The organism is Pseudobacteroides sp., from assembly GCF_036567765.1.
Taxonomy (GTDB): domain Bacteria; phylum Bacillota; class Clostridia; order Acetivibrionales; family DSM-2933; genus Pseudobacteroides.
In genome coordinates, this window is record NZ_DATCTU010000122.1 from 85220 (window position 1) to 110736 (window position 25517).

The 25517-nt window shown below is 37.8% G+C and carries 24 protein-coding genes; 3 read left to right on the forward strand and 21 right to left on the reverse strand.

Going from position 1 to position 25517, the window contains the following annotated elements:
- Positions 1–57 precede the first annotated feature (57 nt).
- The 4 genes from hisC to hisZ are packed head-to-tail and all read right to left on the reverse strand — an operon-like array spanning position 58 to position 4377.
- On the reverse strand, positions 58–1116 hold the full coding sequence (gene hisC / locus VIO64_RS20810) for a histidinol-phosphate transaminase (protein ID WP_331921668.1): 1059 nt from the start codon (positions 1114–1116) through the stop codon (positions 58–60).
- Positions 1109–2422, reverse strand: coding sequence for a histidinol dehydrogenase (gene hisD / locus VIO64_RS20815; protein ID WP_331921669.1), 1314 nt, complete (start codon positions 2420–2422; stop codon positions 1109–1111). Before hisD ends, hisC begins: the two co-directional genes overlap by 8 nt.
- A 5-nt stretch (positions 2423–2427) precedes the next feature.
- Positions 2428–3069 (reverse strand): ATP phosphoribosyltransferase, encoded by a 642-nt coding sequence (gene hisG, locus VIO64_RS20820; protein ID WP_331921670.1) that lies wholly within the window; start codon positions 3067–3069, stop codon positions 2428–2430.
- Between the two features lie 48 nt (positions 3070–3117).
- Positions 3118–4377 carry an ATP phosphoribosyltransferase regulatory subunit gene (hisZ, locus tag VIO64_RS20825; protein ID WP_331921671.1) on the reverse strand — a complete coding sequence of 420 codons (1260 nt, stop codon included), beginning with the start codon at positions 4375–4377 and terminating at the stop codon, positions 3118–3120.
- A 174-nt stretch (positions 4378–4551) separates the two neighbouring features.
- Here hisZ and VIO64_RS20830 point away from each other — a divergent pair, with 174 nt between their 5' ends.
- Positions 4552–5208 (forward strand): HAD family hydrolase, encoded by a 657-nt coding sequence (locus VIO64_RS20830; protein WP_331921672.1) that lies wholly within the window; start codon positions 4552–4554, stop codon positions 5206–5208.
- On the opposite strand, the gene VIO64_RS20835 is transcribed toward VIO64_RS20830, so the two are convergent.
- From VIO64_RS20835 to VIO64_RS20855, 5 genes are all read right to left on the reverse strand, one after another.
- Positions 5189–6691 carry a diguanylate cyclase gene (locus VIO64_RS20835; RefSeq protein ID WP_331921673.1) on the reverse strand — a complete coding sequence of 501 codons (1503 nt, stop codon included), beginning with the start codon at positions 6689–6691 and terminating at the stop codon, positions 5189–5191. The two genes, VIO64_RS20830 and VIO64_RS20835, sit on opposite strands and share 20 nt — an antisense overlap.
- Positions 6692–7563: 872 nt before the next feature.
- Complete coding sequence (locus tag VIO64_RS20840) at positions 7564–9732, reverse strand: S-layer homology domain-containing protein (protein ID WP_331921674.1); 2169 nt, start codon at positions 9730–9732, stop codon at positions 7564–7566.
- A gap of 195 nt (positions 9733–9927) precedes the next feature.
- A complete protein-coding gene (locus VIO64_RS20845; RefSeq protein ID WP_331921675.1) occupies positions 9928–11484 on the reverse strand; it encodes an ABC-F family ATP-binding cassette domain-containing protein in 1557 nt (518 codons plus the stop codon).
- Between the two features lie 17 nt (positions 11485–11501).
- Positions 11502–13118: an ABC-F family ATP-binding cassette domain-containing protein gene (locus tag VIO64_RS20850; protein WP_331921676.1), complete on the reverse strand. Its 1617-nt coding sequence runs from the start codon at positions 13116–13118 to the stop codon at positions 11502–11504.
- Positions 13119–13202: 84 nt separating this feature from the next.
- Positions 13203–13640, reverse strand: a complete 438-nt coding sequence (locus tag VIO64_RS20855) for a GtrA family protein (RefSeq protein WP_331921677.1) — start codon at positions 13638–13640, stop codon at positions 13203–13205.
- 196 nt (positions 13641–13836) lie between these two features.
- Here VIO64_RS20855 and VIO64_RS20860 point away from each other — a divergent pair, with 196 nt between their 5' ends.
- The gene (locus tag VIO64_RS20860; protein ID WP_331921678.1) at positions 13837–14322 is read left to right on the forward strand and encodes a hypothetical protein; all 486 of its coding nucleotides are present in this window, start codon (positions 13837–13839) and stop codon (positions 14320–14322) included.
- 85 nt (positions 14323–14407) lie between these two features.
- On the opposite strand, the gene VIO64_RS20865 is transcribed toward VIO64_RS20860, so the two are convergent.
- From VIO64_RS20865 to nuoE, 12 genes are all read right to left on the reverse strand, one after another.
- Positions 14408–14692, reverse strand: a complete 285-nt coding sequence (locus VIO64_RS20865; RefSeq protein WP_331921679.1) for a hypothetical protein — start codon at positions 14690–14692, stop codon at positions 14408–14410.
- Entirely contained in the window at positions 14689–15108 is a 420-nt protein-coding gene (locus tag VIO64_RS20870) for a hypothetical protein (protein ID WP_331921680.1), read from the reverse strand. The genes VIO64_RS20865 and VIO64_RS20870 overlap by 4 nt, the downstream gene beginning before the upstream one ends.
- Positions 15092–15640, reverse strand: a complete 549-nt coding sequence (locus VIO64_RS20875) for a sigma-70 family RNA polymerase sigma factor (protein WP_331921681.1) — start codon at positions 15638–15640, stop codon at positions 15092–15094. Before VIO64_RS20875 ends, VIO64_RS20870 begins: the two co-directional genes overlap by 17 nt.
- 59 nt (positions 15641–15699) lie before the next feature.
- Complete coding sequence (locus tag VIO64_RS20880; RefSeq protein WP_331921682.1) at positions 15700–16461, reverse strand: hypothetical protein; 762 nt, start codon at positions 16459–16461, stop codon at positions 15700–15702.
- 1 nt (position 16462) lies between these two features.
- Complete coding sequence (locus VIO64_RS20885) at positions 16463–17374, reverse strand: ABC transporter ATP-binding protein (RefSeq protein WP_331921683.1); 912 nt, start codon at positions 17372–17374, stop codon at positions 16463–16465.
- Complete coding sequence (locus VIO64_RS20890) at positions 17367–17576, reverse strand: PLDc N-terminal domain-containing protein (protein ID WP_331921684.1); 210 nt, start codon at positions 17574–17576, stop codon at positions 17367–17369. The genes VIO64_RS20885 and VIO64_RS20890 overlap by 8 nt, the downstream gene beginning before the upstream one ends.
- Before the next feature lie 144 nt (positions 17577–17720).
- The gene (locus VIO64_RS20895; RefSeq protein ID WP_331921685.1) at positions 17721–17957 is read right to left on the reverse strand and encodes a hypothetical protein; all 237 of its coding nucleotides are present in this window, start codon (positions 17955–17957) and stop codon (positions 17721–17723) included.
- A gap of 25 nt (positions 17958–17982) precedes the next feature.
- Positions 17983–18498 carry a ribonuclease H-like YkuK family protein gene (locus VIO64_RS20900; protein WP_331921686.1) on the reverse strand — a complete coding sequence of 172 codons (516 nt, stop codon included), beginning with the start codon at positions 18496–18498 and terminating at the stop codon, positions 17983–17985.
- An 818-nt stretch (positions 18499–19316) separates the two neighbouring features.
- Positions 19317–21101, reverse strand: a complete 1785-nt coding sequence (locus tag VIO64_RS20905) for an NADH-dependent [FeFe] hydrogenase, group A6 (RefSeq protein WP_331921687.1) — start codon at positions 21099–21101, stop codon at positions 19317–19319.
- A gap of 50 nt (positions 21102–21151) precedes the next feature.
- Positions 21152–22801 (reverse strand): NADH-quinone oxidoreductase subunit NuoF, encoded by a 1650-nt coding sequence (gene nuoF / locus VIO64_RS20910; RefSeq protein WP_331921688.1) that lies wholly within the window; start codon positions 22799–22801, stop codon positions 21152–21154.
- A 13-nt stretch (positions 22802–22814) separates the two neighbouring features.
- Positions 22815–23207 (reverse strand): (2Fe-2S) ferredoxin domain-containing protein, encoded by a 393-nt coding sequence (locus VIO64_RS20915; protein WP_331921689.1) that lies wholly within the window; start codon positions 23205–23207, stop codon positions 22815–22817.
- 60 nt (positions 23208–23267) lie between these two features.
- Positions 23268–23780, reverse strand: a complete 513-nt coding sequence (gene nuoE, locus VIO64_RS20920) for an NADH-quinone oxidoreductase subunit NuoE (protein WP_331921750.1) — start codon at positions 23778–23780, stop codon at positions 23268–23270.
- Between the two features lie 189 nt (positions 23781–23969).
- Here nuoE and VIO64_RS20925 point away from each other — a divergent pair, with 189 nt between their 5' ends.
- The gene (locus tag VIO64_RS20925) at positions 23970–25514 is read left to right on the forward strand and encodes an AAA family ATPase (protein WP_331921690.1); all 1545 of its coding nucleotides are present in this window, start codon (positions 23970–23972) and stop codon (positions 25512–25514) included.
- Positions 25515–25517 lie beyond the last annotated feature (3 nt).

The window sequence follows — 25517 nt, forward strand, 5'->3', positions numbered from 1 at the left end:
CAGATTGGATAATAATACACTATAATATTTATAAATTTAACATTATGTTAAAATCCCTTACCAAAGCAATTTCTCCAAAGCCTTTACCAGAGCTTCCATATCACTGTCGGTTCCTACGCTCACCCTTAGATAATTGTCTATCCTAGGCTTTTTAAAGAATCTTACCAGGATACCGTTTTCTCTTAAGTGGTTAAATATGGCTTCAGCACTTATTTTGCTGTGGCTTATAAATAGAAAATTGGCTTTTGAATCCAAGACCTCAAATCCCAATTCCTTAAGCCTTAATGCAACCCATTCTCTGGTATTTACAATTTTGGCAACAGTTTCTGTGAAATACTCTTCATCCCTTATTGCTTCCGCCGCACCCGCTAAAGCAAGGCGATCCACAGGATATGAGTTGAATGAATTTTTTATGCGGATTATGGCGTCAATAAGTTCACTGCTCCCCATAACAAGTCCAAGCCTCAAACCTGCAAGGCATCTTGATTTGGACATAGTCTGGACAACCAAAAGATTCTTATAGTCCTTTATCAGTTTGACTGCCGAATCACCGCCAAAGTCTATGTATGCTTCATCTATTATGACAACCCTGTCTTTATTGTACTCCACAATTGTTTTTATCTCGTCAATGCTTATGTATTTAGCAGTGGGGGCATTGGGATTGGATATGACTATGCCTCCGTTTTCCCTCAGAAACTCATTTATAGGAACACTAAATTCCTCATTCAACGCCACAGTTTCATAGTCCAAATTGTACAATTTACAGTATACAGGGTAAAAGGAATATGTTATATCTGGGAAAAGTATCTTTTTGCCAGGATCAAAGAATGCCTGGAATGCAAAAGCCAAAAGCTCGTCAGATCCGTTTCCTGCATATACTTCTTCCTTTGAAATGCCGTAATATGTTGCGACGGTTTCCCTTAACTCATGAAATTCAGGATCGGGATACAGTCTTAAGTCGCTGTTTGCTGCATTTTTAATGGCTTCCAATACCCTTGGTGACGGTGGGTATGGACTCTCATTGGTATTTAGCTTTATATACTTTTTATCCTTTGGTTGTTCCCCAGGTACATAGGGCACCAAGTTTTTAACTGCTGTACTCCAATATTTACTCATTAAAATCACTTCCTTTTTCAAACCTTACTCGAATTGCATTGGCATGGGCCGAAAGGCCTTCAGCTTCTGCAAACCGTATTACATCGTCCTTAACCTTTGATAGGGCTTTTCTCGAATATGATATAAGGCTGGACTTTTTAACAAAGTCACCTACATTAAGTGGTGAGAAAAACCTGGCAGTTCCGCTTGTAGGCAAAACGTGGTTCGGACCTGCAAAATAATCCCCAAGTGGTTCCGATGCATAGTTCCCAAGGAAAATGGCCCCAGCATTCTTTATTTCTCCAACCATTCCAAAAGGCTCCTCCACGCATAACTCCAGATGCTCAGGAGCTACTTTATTAACCAGTTGAACTGCTTCTTCCATATCATTTACAATAACTATTGCACCATAATCGCCTATGGATTTATTTATTATTTCTTTTCTACCAAGGTATTCCGTTTGCCTTTCAATTTCACATTTTACTTCTTGGGCAAGCTTTTCTGAATCAGTTACCAAAACCGAAGCGGAAAGCACATCATGTTCTGCCTGGGACAATAGGTCCGCCGCTGCAAACTTGGCATTTGCAGTCTTGTCGGCAACAACCATTATTTCACTGGGGCCTGCAAACATATCAATATCACAATATCCGTATACCAGTCTCTTTGCCATATTGACATATATATTTCCAGGTCCTGTAACCTTATCTACTTTAGGAACACTCTCAGTACCAAAGGCCAGTGCAGCTATGGCCTGAGCCCCGCCCATTTTATAAATCTCATCTGCACCCGCTTCATTTGCAGCAACCAGTATAACTGGATTTATTGTACCATCCCTGCCTGGAGGAGTTGCCATGACTATCTTCTCAACCCCTGCAACCTTTGCAGGCATAACATTCATAAGAACTGATGAAGGAAGCGGTGCGGTTCCCCCCGGAACATATACACCCACAACTTCTAAAGGCCTTAGTATCTGACCTAATATAACGCCGTCTTTTTCTGTAGAAAACCAGGATTTCTCCTTCTGCTTGATATGAAACTCCTCTATATTGGCTTTTGCCCTCCGGATGATATCTATAAGCTCCTTGTCTACGCTGCAATACGCATCATCAATTTCCTTCCGGGAAACCTTTATATTTTCTGCTGTGATATCCACCTTATCAAACATCTTAGTATATTCAAAAACTGCTGAATTTCCCTTGATTCTTACGTTTGAAGTTATCTCTTCAACCCTTTTTAACACTGCACTTTCATCAAGCTGGCTTCTATCCAAAAGCTTTTTTAACAGATCCTTGTCTTCTTCTTTTCTTGAATCAATAATTCTTATCAAACTCCTCACCTCTTTTCAAGCAGATTCCCTATCCCATCTATTATGCTGTTTATTCTTTCACTTTCCATCTTCATGCTTACCCTGTTTACAACCATTCTGGCACTTATATCGGCTATGGTATCCAATACCACCAAACCGTTTTCCTTAAGGGTCCTTCCGCTCTCTACAAGGTCAACTATTACTTCTGCCAATCCTACCAGCGGTGCTAATTCAACAGATCCGTTAAGCTTAATTACTTCAATGGACTCTTTTCTTTTATGCTCAAAATAGTCCCTGGCGATCCTTGGATATTTGGTAGCAACCCTTTTATTATTTAGCTCATCAAGCTTACCCTGCAGCTCTGCAGGTCCGGCTACAGCCATTTTGCAAGCCGCAAATCCCAAGTTTAACACCTCGTATAAATGTCGGCCTTCCTCCATAAGAGTGTCTTTACCTACTATACCTATATCAGCTGCTCCGTATTCTACATATGTAGGAACATCACTGGGCTTGGCAAGGAAAAACTTTATTTTATTCTTTTCATCACATAAAATAAGCTTCCTTGAAGAATTTTTCAATTCAGAGCAATCAATCCCTATTTTTTCAAAAAGCTCAATGGATAACTCCGTAAGTCTCCCTTTTGAAAGGGCTATAGTCAAATACCTCATAATAAAACCATCCCTTCACGAATATAATCATTAACAACCCATTGCACGTTATTTATCTCCGGCAAGCTCTGCAAAGGTTGCCTTTGAAACTTCCCCGTTCTCCAGATTATGGACTTCTATGTTTTCTTCGTCCCTGATCATAATTATTCCACCAATTCTTTTGCTTGAAGCATAGTTTTTCAGTTGCTCCATGCCCTGACAAGCCACATCCATCTCAACAACAAGCCCCTGTCTTCTCAACTCCTGGGACACTTTGAAGGCTGTTTTCCTGCCCTCATCCAGATAGCACACAAGGGTATCCAAACTTGGCTTTTCTGATTCTATCTTCTGCCTGTCTAGGGCTATCATAATCATGTTTACACCTAGCGAAAAACCTATTGCCGGGCTGTTTTTACCAAATTTGCCAACCAAGCTGTCATATCTTCCGCCGCTCAGGATAGGAAACCCTGCCCCATAGGTAAATCCCCTGAATATGATTCCTGTATAGTAATTAAGGCTCCTTACCATTCCCAAGTCAACGGAGACATATTTGCTGTAACCATAATCATCAAGAATTTGAAGAACTTTTCTTAAATTGTTCAGTGCATTTATGGATCTCTCATTTAAAGTTATCTTCTCAACCTTTTCTATGACATCAATGGATCCGAACAACCTTGGAAGGCTGAAAATCAGTTCTTTAAGATCCTCTCTTATATCCTGGCCTTTAACCAGCTCCTCTACACCGAGAAAGTCCTTTCTATCTATGAGTATTCTCATTTGCTCAATGTCATTATCGGCTATACCCGCTTCTTCCATCAGCCCTTTAAAGAATTCCACCTGACCTATATCTATCTGGAAGCTTTCAAGCCCCATAGTCTTGACAGCACTTATAGCCGTTGCTATAACTTCTGCATCAGCCTCGGGAGTATTGACACCCACCATCTCAATTCCTGCCTGGGTAAACTCCTTCTGCTTTCCTCCTCCAAGCTCAGTATAATTAAACGTATTGCCTATGTAAGAGTACCTTATCGGTGCTGAAATGTCCTTACACTTTGTTGCAGATATTCTTGCAACAGGTATTGTCATTTCGGGCCTTAAAACCAGTATCCTACCCTGCTGGTCAAAAAACTTGAACATGGTTTCCTGTGGAGTCTTGTCTGAATCCTCGGAAAACACGTCATAAAACTCAAACGTAGGAGTTTCAATCTCCTGGTATCCTGAACTTCTAAATATATTCCTAAGCTTTTCCTCAAGATTTCTTTTAAGATGGCACTCGTTAAAAAGTATATCCTGAACCCCTTCAGGCGTGTAAATTTTCCATTTGCTCATATTATCAACCTCACTTTAATACTTTAATTCGCTAAAGCATTAAACTAACGAATTATCAAAATTATAATCTGAAGCTTAATATTTGTCAATATCAAAAACGATTTTTATTTTAAGGTATTCAAAATGTTATAATAAGGTTATAATGAAAGATATATTTACGAGGGAGTTATCATTATGAGCCATAAAGCAGTACTTTTCGATCTTGACGGTACATTATTAGATACAATAGCAGATATAGCCAACGCAATGAATTATGCTCTTTTGGCTAACGGTTTTCCCGTATACACTATAGAAGAATATAAATATCTAGTGGGAGAAGGTGTTTACAACCTCGCAAAGAAGGCTTTGCCTGAAAACATGCAGAATGAAAAAGCTATAAACAATCTGGTTTCCCAAATGAAGGAAAGATATGAAAAACATTGGGGAGATAACACCTTACCCTATGAAGGTATTCCTGAAATGTTGGATTTCCTTACCGCTAAAGGACATAAATTATGCGTCCTATCAAACAAACCCCACATTTTTACACAAAAAATAGTCGAAAAATTTCTAAATAAATGGCATTTTGATGTTGTCTTCGGTGAACGCCCATCAATACCTATAAAACCGGATCCTATCGGTGCATTAGAGATTTGTTCCATTATTGGTATCCATCCTAAGGATTTTTTATACCTAGGTGATACGGCTGTGGATATGCAAACCGCCAACAATGCAGGTATGTATGCTGTTGGAGTGACATGGGGATTTAGGAAAGCTGATGAACTTCTAAAAAGCGGTGCAAAACAAATTGTTCATCACCCCATGGAGTTTATTAAACTTTTGCCTTCATAACAGAAACAAAAAGCTCTACAAGATCTGGATCAAAATGCTGACCAGCACATCTTTCCAATTCCCTTAAAGCATCATCGGTATTCATTGCACTGCAATATGGACGCTCTGAAATCATTGCGTCAAAGGAATCCGCAATACAAAGTATTCTTGAACCCAAGCTTATTTGATTACCATATAAGCCTGAAGGATACCCTGTACCATCATATTTCTCATGGTGATGCTTTACAAAGGTAACCAGTTCATCCATGCCTGACAGAGACTCTAAAATATTTGCACTGTACACAGGATGCATTTTTATCAGTTCAAACTCTTCGTAATCCAAACTGCCTGATTTGTTCAGTACGGTTTTGGGAATTTCTATTTTGCCTATATCATGCAAAAGTCCTGCATACTGCAGAGTGGATATTTCATTTATACTAAGATTTAATGCCTCTCCAATCATTACTGCATATGTAGAAACCCTTTCCGAATGCCCCAGTGTATATGTATCCTTTGCTGAAATTGTACTTAAAAGCGTCTTAAAAACCCCTATAAGATGCTGGTGGTCTTTACTTATACCCTTTCTGATCCTGGATATGACATCCTGATAAAAATGCACCTTGTTTTTACCTAAATTCTTTGAGTGGTATAATGCCATGTCTGCCTGACTCATAAGCTCATCCCTGTCAGCCGCCAAATCCGGATACTGTGATATTCCCATAGATAGAGATATTTGATTCCCAATGCCATCTGAGAAGCAAAAATGTCTTTGAACTTCAAACTCCCTTCTGATATCATCTGCTACCCGGGTTGTATTAAACTGGTCAGAATTTGGCAAGAGAACTGCAAACTCATCTCCTCCATATCTGAATACCAAATTATCTTTTCCAACTGCAACCTTTATGAGGGAAGCTGTTGATTTTAATACGTCATCACCCTTATCATGTCCATATATATCATTGTACTTTTTGAAATTATCTACATCAATAAGTATTAATCCTAGATTGGTTCCCTTTTTATCTGCTTTTTCCACTTCGTCAATAATACTTACATTAAAGTGTCTCTGGTTAAATACATCTGTCAAATCATCTGTAATTGCCAGCCTTTTAAGGTCTCTTTTCTGCATCTCCTGCTTATTTGATAAAAATGCTACAATAAGGGCGGATATACTTGTTAGCATTTTTGATAACAGCCCTGCCATAAAATTAATAGTCGGTGTATCCAAATACCTTACAAATAAAAATAATGCTTGATACATTTCTAATGTCACAATTATTGCAAATCCAAAAAATCTAAACCTGTAAGCCAAATAAAGTGCCAAAAATCCCTGAATCTGGCCTAAAATTGTATATAACTCATCGGGTATGGTGTTTCTAGTAAAGAAAACCATTATAACTACATAATAAAGTAATACCATACTAAATTCCATGAACTTGAATTTACTTGTGAAATATTCTTGACCGATATTTCTTATAAACGCCACAAAATTATCTTTTCTGCTCATATATACACTCCCGGTATAGTAAAAGAATCCGTATTAAAGTTGCTCTATCTGTTTATACTATAAGTAAAATGATATTAAAAGTAATATGATATAAACAGATACTTTGTTATTATATCAGGTAGGTTCTCTATTGAAAAGTAATAAGTCAATATATGTAATATTCTGGACATCAAAAAAAGCCTTTATGGCTTAATAAAAAATTTGGAGATAAATTTATTTCTCATTCATAAGTTTATTGATAAGCCGGAGCCACTTTGTGCCTCCGGCTTTAGGAGAACACTAACCCGAAGTTTATCAACCCTCCTTCAGATCACTGCTAAGACTTGCTGCCCTTGTTAAAGCTGCACAAGCAAATCCTATAAATCCTCCTATCAATAAACCTCCTAAAAACATGAAACCTATCACCCTCTCAAAAATTTTAATAATATATTAGCGATTTCCATTATATTAAAACCAATTGTATTTAATGATTCTAATAAGTAATGGCAGCAGGTATAAAAATCGCTTTATGCCCTGTATATCTCCACAGTCTAAACTATAAAGACAACTGCTGCTTTTGGGCTTTTTATATATATTTTTTTCAGATCAATTAATAAGTCGGGCTTTAATGTTTTAAATTAGAAAATTTCCCGAGTTATGGTATTATTTTTTCCAATTTTATTATAGCATTTTTAAAAGCTTATATCTAGTGCCTTTTTAGCATATTTTGGTTTATTATGGCTATTTAGTTATCCATTCCTTCTAGATACACAAAAATACTATTGATTTCAAATATGCCATAACTTCCAATACATAAAAAAGAGCTTACAGCCGGTAAACTTGTATCCGGAAGTAAGCTTTGAGGTTATCTCAATGGGTTGTACATATATTTATCAATTTTGAAGGTAATTGTAAGCAAGTATAAATGCCTCAGCTCTTGTCAAAGAGTTTTTTGGATTGAAGTATCCGAATGAGCCTTTTATAATATTAAGTCCGTCTGCTATAACAATATAACCTATAAGGTCTTGATTAATTTTGTTCTTATCCTTGTAATTGCAATTGTATATTCCTTTGATATCGGCAACTTTATCGTATTTCATCATTCTTATAATGAACTTTACGCTATCTTCTCTGGTAACCTGGGAATCCGGTGCCTTTTCCGATTCCTTGATAACTCCTTCCCTAATCATAACCTTGTAGATGTCCTCAATTTCCTTACTGTCGTTTCTGGAAAGGATATTCATACCGTTTCCATAATTCATTAGGCTTGATAAAAGCTTCATAAAATCTTTTTGGGTTATTTTGCTGTCAGGTTTGAATTCACTTTCTTCAAAGGCAATACCGTACTCCGCAAGTATTTTGATGTATTTTTCTGCATAATGCCCCTTTATATCTTTATATCCATATTCCTTCTGATCCTTATATGGTTTGCCGTCAGGCGTAATAAGCTCTCCTGTATTGGCATCAAAAGTTGAAGGTTTTTCGTGGTTCAAAGCATATACAAGTCTGATTTCCTGCTTAACATTTCCTGGTTGAGGAAATTTCATCAAATATTCCTGCGGGTAGTTTTCCTTGTATTGAAGCTGGAGCCCTACATCATTAAAAAGCTTGTCGTATATTTTATCAAGGGACACCACCTTATCCAAGGATGGAAACTCTTCATTGCTCCAATTCATGTTATAGGTTATTATTCTTCCGCTAACTGCATCAAATCCTGCTGATAGATGATTTGAAGGGAACATTGCACCATTTACTTTTCTTATATAATTAAAGCTGAAATCTCTCGGCTTCTCTGCATACAACGGGTCAATATATATGTTTCTGTCTAAGTTGGCATCGAACTCACTCTGTTTGAATTTGTCAGGCTGAATTTCCTTCAAAAATGCCTCTACTGCAGCTTTTGATGCATCCTTATCGTATTTTGGCTCTTCACCGTCCTTGTGGGGTGCATTTATCCAGAAGTCCTTAATCTCACCCGTCTTTGCGTCAGCACTTACATTTACAGAATCCTGATACGGATTTTCCTTACTTTCTTTTACAAAGCTCATTCTCCAAACAATGCTTTCCTTATTGATGTAATCTCTCTCTAAGGATACTTCCAATAATTTATGCTCGTCGCTTAAGCCTAATGTTTTAAAAGCCCTGAGCTTTTTCTCTATTTCTTCCTTTGGAATAACCTTTGAAACGCTGTTAATTGCTTCTGTTTCTTCGGGCGTAAGTGAAACCATATCAGCATCCATGTTCATACCGCCCTTGGCCCTTCCCGAAGTAAGGCTTGCTGAAAATCCATAGTCAAAGTATGGAAGCATACTATAAAGCAACTCTACTTTTTCACCAGTCACTGCATCTATGTAATAGTTCTGATTTTTTGGAGCATACACCGGATATATTTTCTGTTTACCGTTGTCTGTAGAAGTATTATAGAAAAGTCCCATGCCCAGCTTTTCCATAAAGGCCTTTTGGGCTTCTGCCTTTGATATCACCTTGTCTGCCGATGGGAAAACAGCATTATCGTTCCATGTAGCATTATAAGATTGCACTTCACCGGTGTCTGAATTTATTGATATATTTATATAGTTATTTGGAAACATTATACCGTTTACTACCCTGATATAATTAAACATATATGAAATATCTACTAAAGTCCTGTTGCCCGCATCAGAATATTTTACCTGTGAGAAATACCCTGGAGCTGCCTTCTTAATAAAAGCTTCCGCTTTTGCCTTGGCATCAAGCATACTTACCTTTGGGAGCTTTCTGGTTGTTTGGCCGGGCATTGGTTTATTATTATAATATCTTAGAATATTGCCCTTATCATCCAAACTGACACTTATAAATCCATCCCCATCTTTTGTGCTCCACTCCATTGACCATACCTTCTTGTTGTTCTCAGTACCGCTTCTAAAGTTAAATACGGTATAATCAGCAGGAATACTTATTTTGCTTTTTACCAGCTTCACTGCATCCTCAAATCCACTATCGCTGGCAGCAAATACATTTACATAGAAGAATAGCGATAGAATCATTATTGAAGATAAAAATATGGAAATTTTCCTTTTCAACTTAATACACCCTCTCTTTTTGTTTTTTATTTATTAGACTATGACAGGTTGATGTTAGTTCCATTTTTTAAGATATTTTTTTAAAAAAATTTTATTACTATTAAAATAATAAAGGCAAAGACACTTTAATCTGTCCTATTACAGAAATAAAAGGTCTTTGCCGGCATTTATCTATGTTCACTTCAATAAATTCTCTTAAACAATTTTGGTGGTCCAGTTTTCCACGTTCCAGACATCTGTTATAAAATCTTCATAAAACTCGGGCTCATGGCTTACCAGAAGGATAGTGCCTCTAAAATCTTTAAGTGCATTTTTAAGCTCGCTTTTTGCAGCTACATCAAGGTGGTTTGTAGGCTCGTCCAGTACCAGCCAGTTGATGTCTTTAAGCATGAGCTTACACAGCCTTACCTTTGCACTTTCTCCTCCGCTTAAAACCATCATTTGACTTGTGATGTGCTCGTTGGTCAGTCCGCATTTTGCCAAAGCTCCTCTGACTTCAGCATTTGATAAGCCCGGATACTCCTTCCATACTTCCTCTAAAGCCGTCATGGTATTACCGTATTCCGATTCCTGTTCAAAATAGCCCGGATATAAGTAGTCATCCAATTTTACCTCACCTGATACTGGTTGTAAAATTCCCAAAAGCGTTTTTAATAAAGTTGTTTTTCCGAGGCCGTTAACACCTTTTATAGCAACCTTCTTGCCTCTCTCCAGAATAACGTCCAGAGGCTTTGTAAGAGGCTCTCCATAGCCTATCACAAGACTATGGGCCTGGAAAATATATTTCCCGGGGCTCCTTGCCTCTCTGAACCTAAACGTAGGTTTGATCTTTTCTTTGTCCTTTTCTATGATGTCCATTTTATCCAGTCTTTTTTGACGGCTTCTCGCCAAGGTAGCTGTAGCAGCTCTTGCCTTATTTCTTGCAACAAAGTCCTCCAAACGTTCAATTTCCTTTTGCTGCTTTTCATAAGCAATCTGGTTTTGCTGTTTTTTAAGCTGGTACATCTGCTGAAATTGATCATAATTGCCGGAATACCTTGTGAGAACCGCATTTTCCACATGGTAAACAACATTGACAACCTCATTTAGAAAGGGTATGTCATGCGAAACCAGTATAAAACTATTCTCATAACTTTTAAGATAGTTCTTAAGCCAATAAATATGATTTTCATCAAGGAAGTTGGTAGGCTCATCCAGTATCATGATCATAGGGTTTTGAAGAAGCAGTTTGGTTAGAAGTACCTTTGACCTCTGGCCTCCGCTCAAATTGCCTACGTCCTTGTCAAGGCCGATTTCTCCTAATCCAAGTCCGTTTGCTACTTCTTCAATCTTAACATCTATCATATAAAAACCGCTGTGCTCAAGCTCACTTTGGATCTCTCCTACATCCTCCATCATGGCATTTAATTCATCAGGAGATGCATCACCCATTTTTTCATAAATCTCAAGCATTTCCTTCTCAAGGTCATACATATGCTGAAAGGCTTCCTGCAGAACCTCCCTTATGGTCTTACCTTTGGTAAGCACCATATGCTGATCAAGGTATCCTGTTGTAATTCTGTTGCACCATTCAACCTTTCCTTCGTCAGGAATCTGCTTTCCGGTTATTATATTTAAAAAAGTAGTTTTACCCTCTCCATTAGCTCCAACAAGGCCTACATGCTCTCCTTTCAAAAGTCGGAAGGATGCATTCTCCAGGATCTTTCTGGCCCCAAATCCGTGATTCACATTTTCAACATTTAAAATGCTCATAGAAATTCCCTAATCCCCTATTCATACATGCTCTTTCTCAGAGCTGCAATTTCTTCGCTTTCCAAATATTCATCATAAGTCATCTGTCTGTCTATAAGTCCTTTAGGAGTAATCTCCATAATCCTGTTGGCAACAGTTTGCACAAACTGATGGTCATGTGAAACAAACAGAATTGTCCCTTTATAGTTTATAAGGCCGTTGTTTAGTGCGGTAATTGATTCCAAGTCCAGATGGTTGGTAGGCTCATCCAGAATGAGCACATTGGCTCCTGAAAGCATCATTTTTGCAAGCATGCAGCGTACCTTTTCTCCTCCCGATAGTACAGATGCCTTCTTTAATGCCTCTTCCCCTGAGAAAAGCATTCTTCCAAGCCATCCCCTAAGGAAGGTTTCGGTCTGATCCTTTGAATACTGTCTTAGCCAGTCAACAAGCGATAGATCCACGCCATCAAAGTAAGCTGAGTTATCCTTTGGGAAATATGCCTGGGAGGTTGTTATTCCCCATTTAAATTCTCCGCTGTCGGCTTTCATTTCATCAGTAAGTATTTTGAATAAAGTAGTTTTTGCAAGACCATTAGGTCCAACAAAAGCAATTTTGTCCCCTTTGTTTACAATAAAACTGATATCATTCAAAAGTTTTTCATCCTCAACTGTTTTGGATAACCCTGATACCATAAGAAGGTCATTACCAGCTTCCCTGTCAGGCTTAAAATCTACGAAGGGGTATTTACGAGAAGATGGCTTAATGTCTTCAAGAGTCAGCTTATCCAAAAGCTTTTTACGCGATGTAGCCTGCTTTGACTTTGATGCATTTGCACTGAATCGTTGAATAAATTCCTGCAAATCCTTAATCTTGGCCTCTATCTTTTTGTTTGCGTCCCTTGCCTGTTGGAGTGCAAACTGGCTTGATTCATACCAGAAGTCGTAGTTTCCGACATACATCTGTATCTTGCCAAAATCTATATCAGCGATATGTGTACATACCTTATTTAGAAAATGTCTGTCATGTGAAACAACAATAACAGTATTTTCAAAGTTGTACAGGAAATTTTCAAGCCATGTAATTGACTCAATATCCAGATGGTTGGTAGGCTCATCCAGCAGAAGAACATGAGGATTTCCAAACAAGGCCTGAGCAAGAAGAACCCTTACCTTTTGGTTTCCATCAATATCCTTCATTTTTTTGTAATGAAATTCTTCGCCTATTCCAAGTCCGTTTAAAAGTGTAGCAGCTTCCGATTCTGCTTCCCATCCGTTAAGCTCCGCAAACTCTGCTTCCAGCTCGGATATTTTTATACCGTCCTCCTCTGAAAACTCCGGTTTTGCGTATAGGGCTTCTTTTTCATCTATGATTTCACATAGCTTCTTATGTCCCATTATTACTGTCTTTAGGACATCAAATTCATCAAACTCATAATGGTTCTGCTTTAAAACGGCCAACCTTTCCCCAGGGCTTATAATAACCTCACCCTTATTTGCTTCAACCTCTCCTGAAAGAATCTTTAAGAAAGTCGATTTGCCCGAGCCATTTGCACCAATGAGCCCATAACAGTTACCTGCTGTAAACTTAATGTCAACGTTTTCAAATAAGGCACGTCCTCCATACCTTAGAGATATGCCGCTTGCATGTATCATTTTATAACCTGCCTTCCTTTATTCTACGGCATATTACAGCATACCCCGTCATGTAGAGGTATGCTGTAATATGCTCTTTATTTATTAATTTTTACCTTTAACCTTATCTCTGAAAACCCAAACTTTATATCCCAGATAATTTACTATTTGTGCCGCTATAACTCCAAAAGCACTATTTATATAATTCTTGCTTTGGGTTGAAAATAATATTGCCCCGAAGTCCTTAGCAGCAAGAGCAGCTAAATATGATATAATATTTATTACTAAAAACTTAAGCATCTTGTCTTTGGATTTTTTGTAATCCGATTTACTCTTAAATGTGAATATACTATTCAGGATATATGAATTGATCATACCAACAAAATAACCTAAAGTTAATGAAATGTTCTGATCAACCTTTAAAAAATAAAACAAACCATTATCTACGCCCATTGTAATGAGTGTGTTAATGACGCCGATAATGGAAAAACTTACAAGTCTCCTGAACTCCTCCAGCATTCTTTTGTTAAAATTATTCAACATTAACTACTCCATTATATATTAAAGTGTTTAAAATCAATTAATCTTCTGATTTTGTCCAACCCCAAATTAATTATAATAGCAATATGTTAAAAAGTCAAAAATAACTCTTTTCTCAATAGTTTTTATATTGCAAATTATTCATGCCTAATGATATCATAAAAATATGAAATCATGACTCTACTCAAGGAGACCAGACATGAAAAAAAACTTAAAATCCGTATACCTTATCGGGCTGATCCTTTTCATATCCATAGCTTTCTATGGCTGTGCAGGTCCAACCGATTATCAAAAAAGCATATATAATGACGATTCAAAAATATCAAAGGATGGTGACAGCTATTTCTCAATCAACCGTTCAGAGATAAGCAGCAAAAACACAATTGAAATGAGATTCGGGAAATTTTATGGTTCTCAAACCATTCGTTTAATAGAAGCCAGCAAGGAAGGTACCATATCAGTAAGCTTTAAATCTGAAGTTTCAAGGGGCAAGATCAAGTGTGTCTTAATAACTCCCGATAAAAAAGTCACCAATATATTTGAGCAGGAAGATGAAGGAACCGTAGATCTTAAAGTCCATAAGGGTAAGAACCTAATAAAGGTTGTTGGATACGATGCAAAGGCCAAATTCAACTTAGAGGTCTCCACCTCGGATAAAATGAGAATACAGGAAGTGGACAATTGATTCAAAAGTGATTTTACTTTTATTTATATGTTTTTCAGCATATAGTCGTAAAATCACTTTTTTAAATGTTTAGGAAATATTGAGCCTATTTGTTTTTGCCAAAACTGCTGTTGGAAGCACCGCAGTGAGGACAATATTTATAATTATTCCTGAACTTTTTGCCGCAGATTTGGCAAGGGCAAGCTTTTGCCCACACCCTTGTAACAATAAGATATATAATTAGATTTGAAGGTACATTCAACAAACCGAAAAATCCCCATATCCATTTATTCTCTCCCCTTTTGGAGGCATCATTAAAAATCCAAGCTCCCTGGATAAAAAGCAGGATAAACAAAGGAATCAACATCCAACTCGAAAATGAATCATTCATATTACATCCTCCTTTAATCGACTCTCTCTTACAAATGCAAGTAAACTGAAGGGTGCTAAAAGAAAGACTACTCCATAGCCATAAAACAGATATTTTCCGTAGCCCTTATATACAAGAACAGAAATAACTGCCATTATTCCAACAGATATTGAAAGAAAAATTATCAAATCAATAATATTTCTCTTTTTTGCTGTATTATCATCCACAGTCGCAAATGCATTGTTGATAAGAGAATTATCAACTGAAAAGTCCATTTCCAAATGATCCAAGCCACTCCCCAGCTCTTCCAATTCACTTAAAAACTCACGGCAATTGCTGCAATTTTCAAGATGAGCTTTGATTTCATTACTTATATCCGATTCGCCATAATATATATCAATAAGAATACCCTCATATTCTTTACAGCATTTGCTCATTTGAAATTCCTCCGTCTAAAACCGATTTTAACTTCTTTATCGAATAGTGAATCCTCGACCTCACTGTCCCGACAGGACAGTGCAATATAGTCGAAATCTCCTCGTAGCTGTAATTGTAATAATGCTTAAGGATAAAAGCCTGCCTCATCTCTGCGGGAATACCTGCCAATGCCTTCTTTAATACCGTCAGTTTTTCCCTTGTAATCACAGCATTCTCCACATCTTCTCCTGCGTCCAAGTCGACGATTTCATCTATGTCCTCATAGGTGTGGCCCTTTTTCTTGACAGTATCCTTAAACAAGTTGGATGCTATGGAAATCATCCAAGTAGAAAACTTGGATTCACCCTTAAACTTTTTTATATTAATAATAGCCCTGGTCATAGTGTCCTGTGTCAAATCCTTTGCCAAGTCTTCATCCATGGTGAGCTTAAAAAGATAACCGTAGACCATCTTATAATTGACCGTTAGAAGGCTTTCAAGGGCATTTCTGTCACCGGATTTTGCTAATCCAAGCAGTTCAGTTTCCAGCACTTGTTATACCTCTTTCTTTAATTAATATAGAATTCCTCCAAAAAAGCATAAAAGCATCATTATACCAACTCGGTTTTCTTAAGTTTATATGCTGCCAGCAAATTAAGCACTGTAACAGCTATAAAGAGCACAGCCATAGTTATAATTGAATCGCCCTGTAATCCAGCCTTGAACGAGTTAGCTTCTTCTAAAATATTTGTAGGAAAAAACCTTTTAAAGCTAAATATCCCTTCCGCAGCACGCATTAAAAAAACTGACACAAGTGTGAAAATACCTGCAACAAATGCCTTCTGGAACAAGCTGCTGAAAAAGGTAACAACACTTAAAACAAATATAAAATACATTCCAAACAATGCACCAGCTTTTAATACAGGAATTATACCAAAGCTATTTTCAAATATTATGCCTGAATAATAGTAGGCTGTCAACATTCCTATCATCGAAGCCACGAATAATGATATTCCATAAAGTATAAATTTTCCTCCCACTATGCCATAAACATTACATCCTATCGAAACAGGCATGGTCAGTGTCTTATTATTCTTTTCACCTGAAATTATCCCTGATATTGCCAGCACTATTACAATAGTACTAATCTGGAAGAGATCCTTAGTATAATTGGTCATAGCCATAAATTGATCAAATTTCATCTGGCTGAGATCAATCATGCTCATCTGGCTCTTTAAAATATGGGGCAGAAGCTTTAGCATAGCAGGATCTGCCAATGCAAAAAACATGAAGGCAGCCGCAATTATTATAAACTTATGGGTTCTTGATGCTTCAAGCATCTCTTTTCTTAAAAACGCATTTAAGCTTTTCAATTTATTTCACCACCTTCATAAATATTTCTTCAAGACTATTCCTTCTTAAATTGATCGAAGTAATAAATACATTCAATCCTGCAATTTCCCTGAGCAAATTCTGAGAATCCTTTTCCAGGTCTTTTATAGTTACACTTATCTTATTATCCTGAGTATCAACTTTCTCAACATAATCCAGCTTCATAAAGTTGTCGGCTAAATTACGGCCTGGCTTCTTTGCAAACTCTATGTCATATACAGGCTGTACATACTTTGCCATAAGAGAGTCCAATCTCTCCTCGACAACAATCCTGCCGTCGTGTATTATTCCGACCCTGTCGCAAATTCTTTCTATATCATTTAATATATGTGTCGATAAAAATACCGTTTTGCCGTGATCCTTTAGTTCCTCAATAATATTTACCATGTCTAGCCTTCCTTCGGGGTCCAGTGCTGATGAAGGCTCATCTAAAAGATATACATGGGGGTCATGGTACATGGCAACTGCAAGACCAAGCCTCTGCTTCATACCTCTGGAATAGCCTCCTATAGGTCTTTTGGCTGCCTTACTTAGCCCCACTCTTTCAAGGAGATCTGTGCTTTTTTCTTTTATAGTATTTCCCGTGTCTCCCCCTATACGGCCGATAAAATCGAAATACTCCCATGCATTCATATAGGGATAAAACTTAGGATCTTCAGGTAAGTAGCCGATATCTTTGTTTTGCAGACCTTTACCGGAACTATCTCTTCCATTTATAATACATTTACCTGACTGAAAACCGATAAGTCCTGCAAGGATATTCATGGTTGTTGATTTGCCAACACCGTTATGCCCTATAAATCCATATATTTCTCCTCTATGAACTTCTATATTGAGTCCCTTAAGAACCTTATGGCCTTTGTAACTTTTATAGAGGTTCTCTATTCTAATCATTGTTCCACCTCTTTCTTCCCAATATAAGGTATATAATTGACCCCATCGTTCCCGTTGCAGCAATTATTATCCAAATAGCCCTATTTAAATTCTGTGTACCCTTTCTCAAGATATCAACCAGGCAATATATGAATAAGCCTACTTGAACAGCTATTACAGGTATCAAAAGTTTTATTAATTCCATATTACTAATATCATTCATTTTAAATACACTCCTTTTGCTTATTTGTTAATGTGACGACTGAATGAGGAAATAGTTCAAAGAATTTTAAAATTATTTTTAGCATTTTAAATGCAAAAAACACTTTGGATAACCAGATATCCAAAGTGTTTTTTCATTCATGCCTTAACATGCTACAATAGAGCAAATAAAGTATCTTTTATTATTTATAATCATTCTATGCTTTCTTTTATTTAATTCGCATACAGTAAGCTCTTTTTGCTTTCTGTCGGAGACGTCAAAAACTTCAATCTTAGCTCCGTCATGAATTACTTTATTGTAGAACATATCTGCTCTTTCACTCTTAAAACACCCTTTGCCAATTAAAACATTTCTCACGGGTGTTACCTTTAAAACTGTCATAGTAATATCAACCCTTTCAAATTTCCTAACCTACTTTAAATGACTTACTGAATCTGTTTGCATAGCTGCTTGCCACGAAGGATTCAGGCTTAATTTTTGCATCAATACCGATCCCTTCGAAGTATCCAACCATTTCCCTAATAAACTTTCTTGTTTCGCCATTTTTTCCTATATCTATATGTGCCTCCAAGCTGCACTGAAAATTCTTATACTTGGCACTGAAATCTTCAAGAGAGTCCATTAACTGCTCATTCAACATGTGTGCAATTTCATAAGTTAAAAGTGTTTCCTTTGATATCTTCTCCTTTAAATTTCTATAAGCCTTAGTCTCAAGCCTTTTGCTTATGCAGCACCAGGCCCCTTTCCCTATCATATGGATATGGATACCTGTTGCAAAGCAGGTGTTTCTTCCTCTAACCTGGGAGTCTGTACCTACTGCTATCCGGAATATATTATCCGGATTAATCCTGATGAAGTATTTAATACTTGCAACTACATCAGAGAAACTCATGTTTTTTTGTGTTGAGTTAAAAAACCTCATGTTTTCACCACCTGTTTAGTATTAGTTATATTAATAAAAACAAAAATAAGCAGCTAAATCTTTTTCAGACTTAGCTGCCCTTTTTAGTAAAATGCATTTATTTCATTACCTGATTAACTTCGCTCAAAATTTAATCGGACTCTGCATTTATTCAAAAGAGGACTAAGCCAATAAATACCTTCATATGTACTTGGTCTATATGATAATCCCGCTTTTATATTCAGTTGCTCCATAAAATTATTTTTAAGTGTATACATTGACTTTCCTCCTATCCTTTAGTATTTTTAATCTTTCATTTACACCTATTTCAGAATACCATCATTCTATTCTTTTGTCAATAACATTAATCTTTGTAATTTAATTGTAACATATATATTATTTTGTATGGTTTATGTCGAATTAACAAATCACGAAGTGATTTTTCAACCTTGTGTTGTCATAAGAAATTGCGGTTAAGTATACACCATAATTTCTCATGGTAATTAAAAAGCGGTTAAGCCATTTTTTATGACTTAACCGCACATTATACAGTGTAATTTTCATCCATGTTAAATAGTTGAAATATTTCTACACTTCATAAATAGAGGATCAAGCCAATGACTGCTCCTATCAGTACCTGGTTCCCATGAAAATGACGCAAGTTCACTATTATATTTTCCAAGTTGTAATCTTATAGTGCAATACATTGTGTAAATCCTCCTTTCTTAATCTCTTATATCATCTTAATTTGAGTTCAAATACTCAACAACACCTTTATAGGCACACTGTAGATAGTATAACATATGAAAAATTATCCTGTCAAGTATTTTTTATGTCCCCTATATTCTTTCTCTTTCCTCAAAATGAGTATGGAGAAGTCTATGGGCAATTTCACCAAAAGGTTCTCCCAGATATTCCTTATAGAGTTTTATTATCTCAGGATTCTCGTGGGATTTTCTTATCTTTCTGTTTTCATCTTCTCGATATATTGCTTCTTGGCGTTTCTTGACAATTTCAAAGTTCCCATGATGATAAGGCTGTCCTCCGCCTGCAATGCACCCTCCAGGACAAGCCATTATCTCAATTGCATCATAGTGATCCTTTCCATCCCTTATGTCCTCCAGTAGTGTTCTGGCATTTCCTAAGCCGCTGGCTATACCTATTCTTAGGACCTTATCTCCAATCTGCACCTCAGCCTTCCTGAGACCATCTGCTCCTCTTAATTGGTCAAACTCTACTTTTTCCAACTCCTTACCCGTCATCCACTCATGTGCGGTACGTATTGCTGCTTCAATAACCCCTCCGGTAGTACCGAAAATAACAGCAGCTCCCGTATGTTCTCCCAAAGGCATATCAAAATCACTGTCAGGCAAGCTTTCAAAATCTATCCCTGCTTCCTTGATCATGTATCCCAGCTCCCTTGTGGTGACTACAATATCAACATTGTTGTGCTCATCCTTTGTTAGTTCTGGCCTCTTTGCCTCAGCTTTTTTTGCTATACACGGCATAATGGAAACCACCACAATATTGTCAGGGTCTATTCCGTTCTTTTCAGCGTAGTATGTTTTTGCTATTGTTCCAAACATTATATGAGGTGACTTGCAAGTTGATGGAACCTTCAAAAGCTCCGGGAACTGATGCTCAATAAATTTCACCCATGCAGGACAGCAGCTTGTAAGGATAGGAAGCGTTTTGTTCTCCTTTATACGGTATATAAGCTCTGATGCTTCTTCCATTATTGTGAGGTCCGCACCGAAATTTGTATCGAATACCCCGTTAAATCCCATAGCACGCAAGGCTGAAACCATCTTACCGGTTACGATTGTTCCTGGCTCCATATGGAACATCTCACCAAGTGCAACTCGTATCGCAGGTGCTGTCTGTACAATTACATGCTTGTCAGGGTCATTTAACGCCTCCCAGACCTTATCCACATGATAAACTTCAGTCAAGGCTGCTGTAGGACATACCTGTACACATTGCCCGCAGTATGTACATGAGGATTCAACCATAGGAATATTAAAGGCAGGCCCTACAAAGGCATTAAAACCTCTGCTGATCCCTGACAAAATACCACAGGTCTGAACCTCATTGCACATAGTTTCACATCGCCTGCAGTAAATGCATTTATCCGGATCCTTGACAATAGCATCACTTGACATATCTTTGGGGTAATCCATTCTTTCGCCTTCCCAAGCTATATGCCTTACCTTTAACTCGTGTGCTAAAGCCTGAAGCTCACACTCCAAATTCCTCGGGCATGTAAAGCATTCATTTGGATGGTTTGACAACAAAAGCTCAACCGACATTCTTCTTGCCGTTATAGCTCTTAAGGTGCTTGTCAAGACCTCCATACCTTCACTTACTTTTGTAACACATGCCGGAACAAGCTTATTACGGTTGCTTCTTGAGTCAACCAGTTCAACCATACATACTCTGCATGAGGCTGTTTTATTTACCATTTTTATATCATGTAGATCCAGATGGCATAAAGTAGGTATTTTCACCCCTGCCTCATGTGCTGCCTCCACAATTGTTATTCCTTTGGGAACCTTCATTTCCCTGTTGTTTATTTTAATGCCAACCATGTCTTTATCTTGGTGTGCAGCTGGGTTTCCTGCCATAACCAACCCTCCAATTAGTACTAATTTTTTATCTTGTTATTAAAGTAAAATCATACTTCTAATTTCGATCTGATTTTGTTTTTCGCTTCGTATCTGCCTTCTCCCCTTGGACTATCCTCATCCTTTATAAATGCCATATACTCGTTCCAAAAATGCTTGAGCGTGCTTATGACAGGGTTTGGTGCTGTCTGCCCAAGCCCACAAAGCGAACCGTCCTTAACCATATAGGCAAGCTGTTTTAGTGCATCAATATCCGACATGGTACCTTTACCGCTGGTTATTTTATTTAAAATTTCATACATTCGTTTTGTTCCTATCCTGCATGGAGTACACCTTCCACAGGACTCATCCATAGAGAACTCCAGATAGAACTTGGCGATTTTTACCATATTATCTCGCTCATCCATAACAATCATTCCGCCCGATCCCATCATGGAGCCTATTTCGAGCAAACTGTCATATTCAATAGGCGTATCCAAATGCTGTTCAGTCATAACACCTCCGGAGGGTCCCCCTGTCTGTACTGCTTTGAATTTGTGGCCGCCAGGAATTCCACCGCCAATATCGTATATGATATCTCTTAATGTAACGCCCATTGGTACCTCTATAAGCCCCACATTCTTTATTTTCCCGGCAAGTGCAAATACCTTTGTACCCTTGCTCCTTTCAGTGCCGATAGATGAGAACCATTCAGCTCCACGCATTATTATTTGAGGAATATTTGCAAAGGTCTCAACATTATTTACACAGGTAGGATGTCCCCAATAGCCTTCTTCAGCCGGATATGGGGGTTTATAGTTGGGCTCCCCCCTTTTTCCCTCGCAGGAATTTATAAGAGCTGTTTCCTCTCCGCATACAAATGCACCTGCACCGAACTTTATTGCTATTTCAAAGTTAAAGCCTGTGCCGAAAATATTTTTGCCAAGCAAGCCCTGTTCTTTTGCCTGCCTGATGGCAATATTCAATCTGGCAATGGCGAGGGGGTATTCTGCACGAATATATATAAGGCCTTTATCGGCACCAATTGCATACCCTCCTATTGCCATAGCCTCTATTACGCTGTGAGGATCACCTTCTAGAATGCTCCTGTCCATAAAAGCACCCGGGTCACCCTCATCAGCATTACAAATAATGAATTTCTCCGGGCTCTGCTGCTTACGCGTTATATCCCACTTTAAGCCCGTCGGAAATCCGCCGCCTCCTCTTCCACGCAAACCTGACTTTTTGACTTCTTCAATGACCTGCTCAGGTGACATAGATGTGAGCACCTTTCCTAATGCCTCATAACCTCCAAAGGCAATGTATTCAAATATGTCCTCCGGGTTAATAAGACCGCAGTTTCTTAAAGCTATCCTAAGCTGCTTTTTGTAAAAAGGCATTTCCTCCTGCCTGCTTACAATTTCATTTTGTAAAGGCTCTCTGTATAAAAGCCTTTCAACCACTCTTCCCTTAATAATGTGCTCATCTATAATATCTTTTGCATCCTTAGGGCCTACAGATACATAAAACACATTGTCCGGCTCAACCTTTACTATGGGTCCTTTTTCACAAAAGCCAAAACAGCCTGTCTTTATTACGTTTGCTTCATTCTCATATCCCCTGGCTTTAATTATAAGCTCAAGATTTTTTGCCACCTTTTCACTTTCACCAGCCAGGCACCCGGTACCTGTACAAACTAAAACATTAGAACGTGTTGCCACTTTTATTTCCCTCCTATGCCCTTTCGAAATCCACTTTAAGAAGCAGATCATTCAGGGGTTGTCCACCTTTTATATGACTGTCTATGAGACTTACAACCTTGTCCTTTTTTACATTGCCGTAAAGAACAGGCTTTTGACCTGGCATGTTAATCTGAACCGTCGGTTCGGAATGACAGTACCCTATACAACCTACAGTTATAACCTTTACATTCTGAAGCCCTTGCTTGCCTATTTCCTCAACAAAGGCATTCAATGTTTCTCTTGCTCCGGAAGATATGCCGCATGTGGCCATACCTATGAGTATCTCAATTTTATCCTCGGGGTTCTCACCACTTTGTCTTAAGGCCACCTTACTTTGGTGTTCCTCTCTTATTTTCCGCAGTTCTTCCATAGATTTTATACTCATGCTACACCGCCCTTGCATTCATTTATAAAATTGATGCTTAAAGTATTAATCATTTTTAATCTATTTTCTGTAGTTTTCAAGAATACTGTCCAATTCTTCTTCCTTAACGCGGCCATAGACCTTATCGTCAATCATCATTACAGGTGCTAAGCCGCACGCACCAACGCACCTGATATCCTTCAGTGTAAACAGACCGTCTTCAGTTATCTCGTTAGACTCAATTTTAAGCTTCTCCTTAAGCCGCTCCATTATTTTATCTGCACCCTTAACAAAGCACGCTGTCCCCATGCATACACTTATGGTATGTTTTCCTCGTGGTTTTGTGGTAAAGTAGGAGTAAAAGCTGACAACGCCAAAAACCTCTGCTCCTGGAATCCCCAGCTTCCTTGCTACAAAAAGCTGTACATCCCTTGGTAGATAGCCAAACAAGCTTTGTGCCTTGTGTAGTATTTCTATCAATGCACCCTTTGTAGTGCCTAATCCTTCAATAAAAGCTTTAAGTTCTTCAAACTTCTCTTTTGGCAAATCTTCTTCTACCTGTGCTGTAACACTTATTTCCTGTGCTTTTGTCATTGTATCCATCACTACCTTTTGAATTTTTATATATACTATAATTTGCCTTGGAAACTTATTTTTTATACCGGTTATATATACTTTTAATCTGGATGCTGTGAAAAAATCTTAAATTAGCAACAACAGTTGTTCATGTATTCCAGAACATGTTATAATAATATACAAATTAAATGATTCAGGGTGTAAGAAATGATTATAAAAAGAATAGAAATAGCAGGCTTTAAAAATATTCCTTTTCATGAACCGAAAAAGTTTGAATTTTATAAAGATACATTAATACAGGGCGAAAATTACTCCGGCAAAACATCTCTCGGAGATGCACTATGCTGGGCTTTCTGCGGCTGCAATGCTACAGGCATCACAGCTGAATACCTCCTTCGAAACAACGACAGCACCAAAACAGTTGTGGAAGTGTTTTTTGAAGACAATTCAGGGATTGAACATTCACTTCTAAGAGAACAGAGCCAGGAGACCGGAAAGCATCATAGGCTTATTTTAGATGGAATTCCAGTCAAGGATTCCGATCTGGCTCCCTATATTATGGATAAAGATATTTTTTTATCAACCTTTATGATCGGCTATTTTACTCGGCTATCCTCCAAGGCTGCCGGTGATCTTTTAATGAGCATACTTCCTTTTCCTACCAATCAATCAATTATAAAAAGGGTTGAAACGGATTTACGTCAATACCTGCCGATGGAAGAAGGGTTTGATTCAAACACATTCCTTAAAAACTTGAGGCAGGACCTTAAAAAAGTTGAGGATGAAATAAAAATATGGACGGAAAAACAAAAGCAGGCAGAAGAGCAAATTAAAAGAATACCCTCAGGAGAGCATGTTGATGAATCCAAGATAAAATCAAGGGTTGATATGCTTGAAGCACGAAAAGAAAACCTTATCAAGGCTTCAGTGCAGAACAATACAGCAAGCTTTTTAGAAAGCAAGCTGTCAATCTGCAGGCTAGAAATACAATCCCTTAAAAACAGAATTAACAGGGGCACACCCCAGTTTAACAAGAATTGCCCTACATGCGGCCAGACCATTCCCGAAGCTGAAATAAGAAAAATGCAGGAGAAAATTGATGCGGACAATGCACTGCTAAAATCAAATTTGGAAAGCCTTGTGAAGGACGAAACAGATCTGTTGTCAAAAATAGAAGAAGCTCAAAGTATGACAAAGGAAAGCAATGCTATTATTGAAGAGCTTGATGCTGTTTCGAAGGAACTCGACATGGTTAAAGCTGAATATGATAAGGTTATACGGCAGAATGAAGTCCTCCGCTCTGAGAAAAAGAAGTATGATGATGCTATTGCTTCTCTTGATGCATCAAAGGAAAATATGGAAAAGCTCTCTGCAAAGCGTTATCAGCTTAACAGATCAATCACAGCCGCATCTCAATACAACTCCATAAAGGCTGATCTGCAATACGATACAGTACGCGGAAGCCTTAAAAACGTTTCAATACGACTTCAAAAAATTGTGCCCAGCACAAATGAACTCAGAGACTGCTTTGAAATACTTTACAAGGGACGTGAGTTTCATGTTATAAGCACCTCGGAATCCATTCGTGCAGGCCTTGAAATTTCTGCCTTGATAAACTCAAGGATAAACCTCAAACTTCCCGTATTTATCGACAATGCGGAAAGCATTACCCATTATGAAAAACCTCCTGTTCAAATATTTGAAGCTAAGGTTGCAAAAGACATAGATATCACTGTCTCACCAAACAGTTAAGGT

What these genes read in the sequence shown, in the direction of transcription:
- hisC (WP_331921668.1), bottom strand. Translation starts at nt 1,116, where the DNA reads ATGAGTAAATATTGGAGTACAGCAGTTAAAAACTTGGTGCCCTATGTA.
- hisG (WP_331921670.1), bottom strand. Translation starts at nt 3,069, where the DNA reads ATGAGGTATTTGACTATAGCCCTTTCAAAAGGGAGACTTACGGAGTTA.
- hisZ (WP_331921671.1), bottom strand. Translation starts at nt 4,377, where the DNA reads ATGAGCAAATGGAAAATTTACACGCCTGAAGGGGTTCAGGATATACTT.
- VIO64_RS20830 (WP_331921672.1), top strand. Translation starts at nt 4,552, where the DNA reads ATGAGCCATAAAGCAGTACTTTTCGATCTTGACGGTACATTATTAGAT.
- VIO64_RS20835 (WP_331921673.1), bottom strand. Translation starts at nt 6,691, where the DNA reads ATGAGCAGAAAAGATAATTTTGTGGCGTTTATAAGAAATATCGGTCAA.
- VIO64_RS20845 (WP_331921675.1), bottom strand. Translation starts at nt 11,484, where the DNA reads ATGAGCATTTTAAATGTTGAAAATGTGAATCACGGATTTGGGGCCAGA.
- VIO64_RS20850 (WP_331921676.1), bottom strand. Translation starts at nt 13,118, where the DNA reads ATGATACATGCAAGCGGCATATCTCTAAGGTATGGAGGACGTGCCTTA.
- VIO64_RS20855 (WP_331921677.1), bottom strand. Translation starts at nt 13,640, where the DNA reads ATGTTGAATAATTTTAACAAAAGAATGCTGGAGGAGTTCAGGAGACTT.
- VIO64_RS20860 (WP_331921678.1), top strand. Translation starts at nt 13,837, where the DNA reads ATGAAAAAAAACTTAAAATCCGTATACCTTATCGGGCTGATCCTTTTC.
- VIO64_RS20865 (WP_331921679.1), bottom strand. Translation starts at nt 14,692, where the DNA reads ATGAATGATTCATTTTCGAGTTGGATGTTGATTCCTTTGTTTATCCTG.
- VIO64_RS20870 (WP_331921680.1), bottom strand. Translation starts at nt 15,108, where the DNA reads ATGAGCAAATGCTGTAAAGAATATGAGGGTATTCTTATTGATATATAT.
- VIO64_RS20885 (WP_331921683.1), bottom strand. Translation starts at nt 17,374, where the DNA reads ATGATTAGAATAGAGAACCTCTATAAAAGTTACAAAGGCCATAAGGTT.
- VIO64_RS20890 (WP_331921684.1), bottom strand. Translation starts at nt 17,576, where the DNA reads ATGAATGATATTAGTAATATGGAATTAATAAAACTTTTGATACCTGTA.
- VIO64_RS20895 (WP_331921685.1), bottom strand. Translation starts at nt 17,957, where the DNA reads ATGACAGTTTTAAAGGTAACACCCGTGAGAAATGTTTTAATTGGCAAA.
- VIO64_RS20900 (WP_331921686.1), bottom strand. Translation starts at nt 18,498, where the DNA reads ATGAGGTTTTTTAACTCAACACAAAAAAACATGAGTTTCTCTGATGTA.
- VIO64_RS20905 (WP_331921687.1), bottom strand. Translation starts at nt 21,101, where the DNA reads ATGGCAGGAAACCCAGCTGCACACCAAGATAAAGACATGGTTGGCATT.
- VIO64_RS20915 (WP_331921689.1), bottom strand. Translation starts at nt 23,207, where the DNA reads ATGAGTATAAAATCTATGGAAGAACTGCGGAAAATAAGAGAGGAACAC.
- nuoE (WP_331921750.1), bottom strand. Translation starts at nt 23,780, where the DNA reads ATGACAAAAGCACAGGAAATAAGTGTTACAGCACAGGTAGAAGAAGAT.
- VIO64_RS20925 (WP_331921690.1), top strand. Translation starts at nt 23,970, where the DNA reads ATGATTATAAAAAGAATAGAAATAGCAGGCTTTAAAAATATTCCTTTT.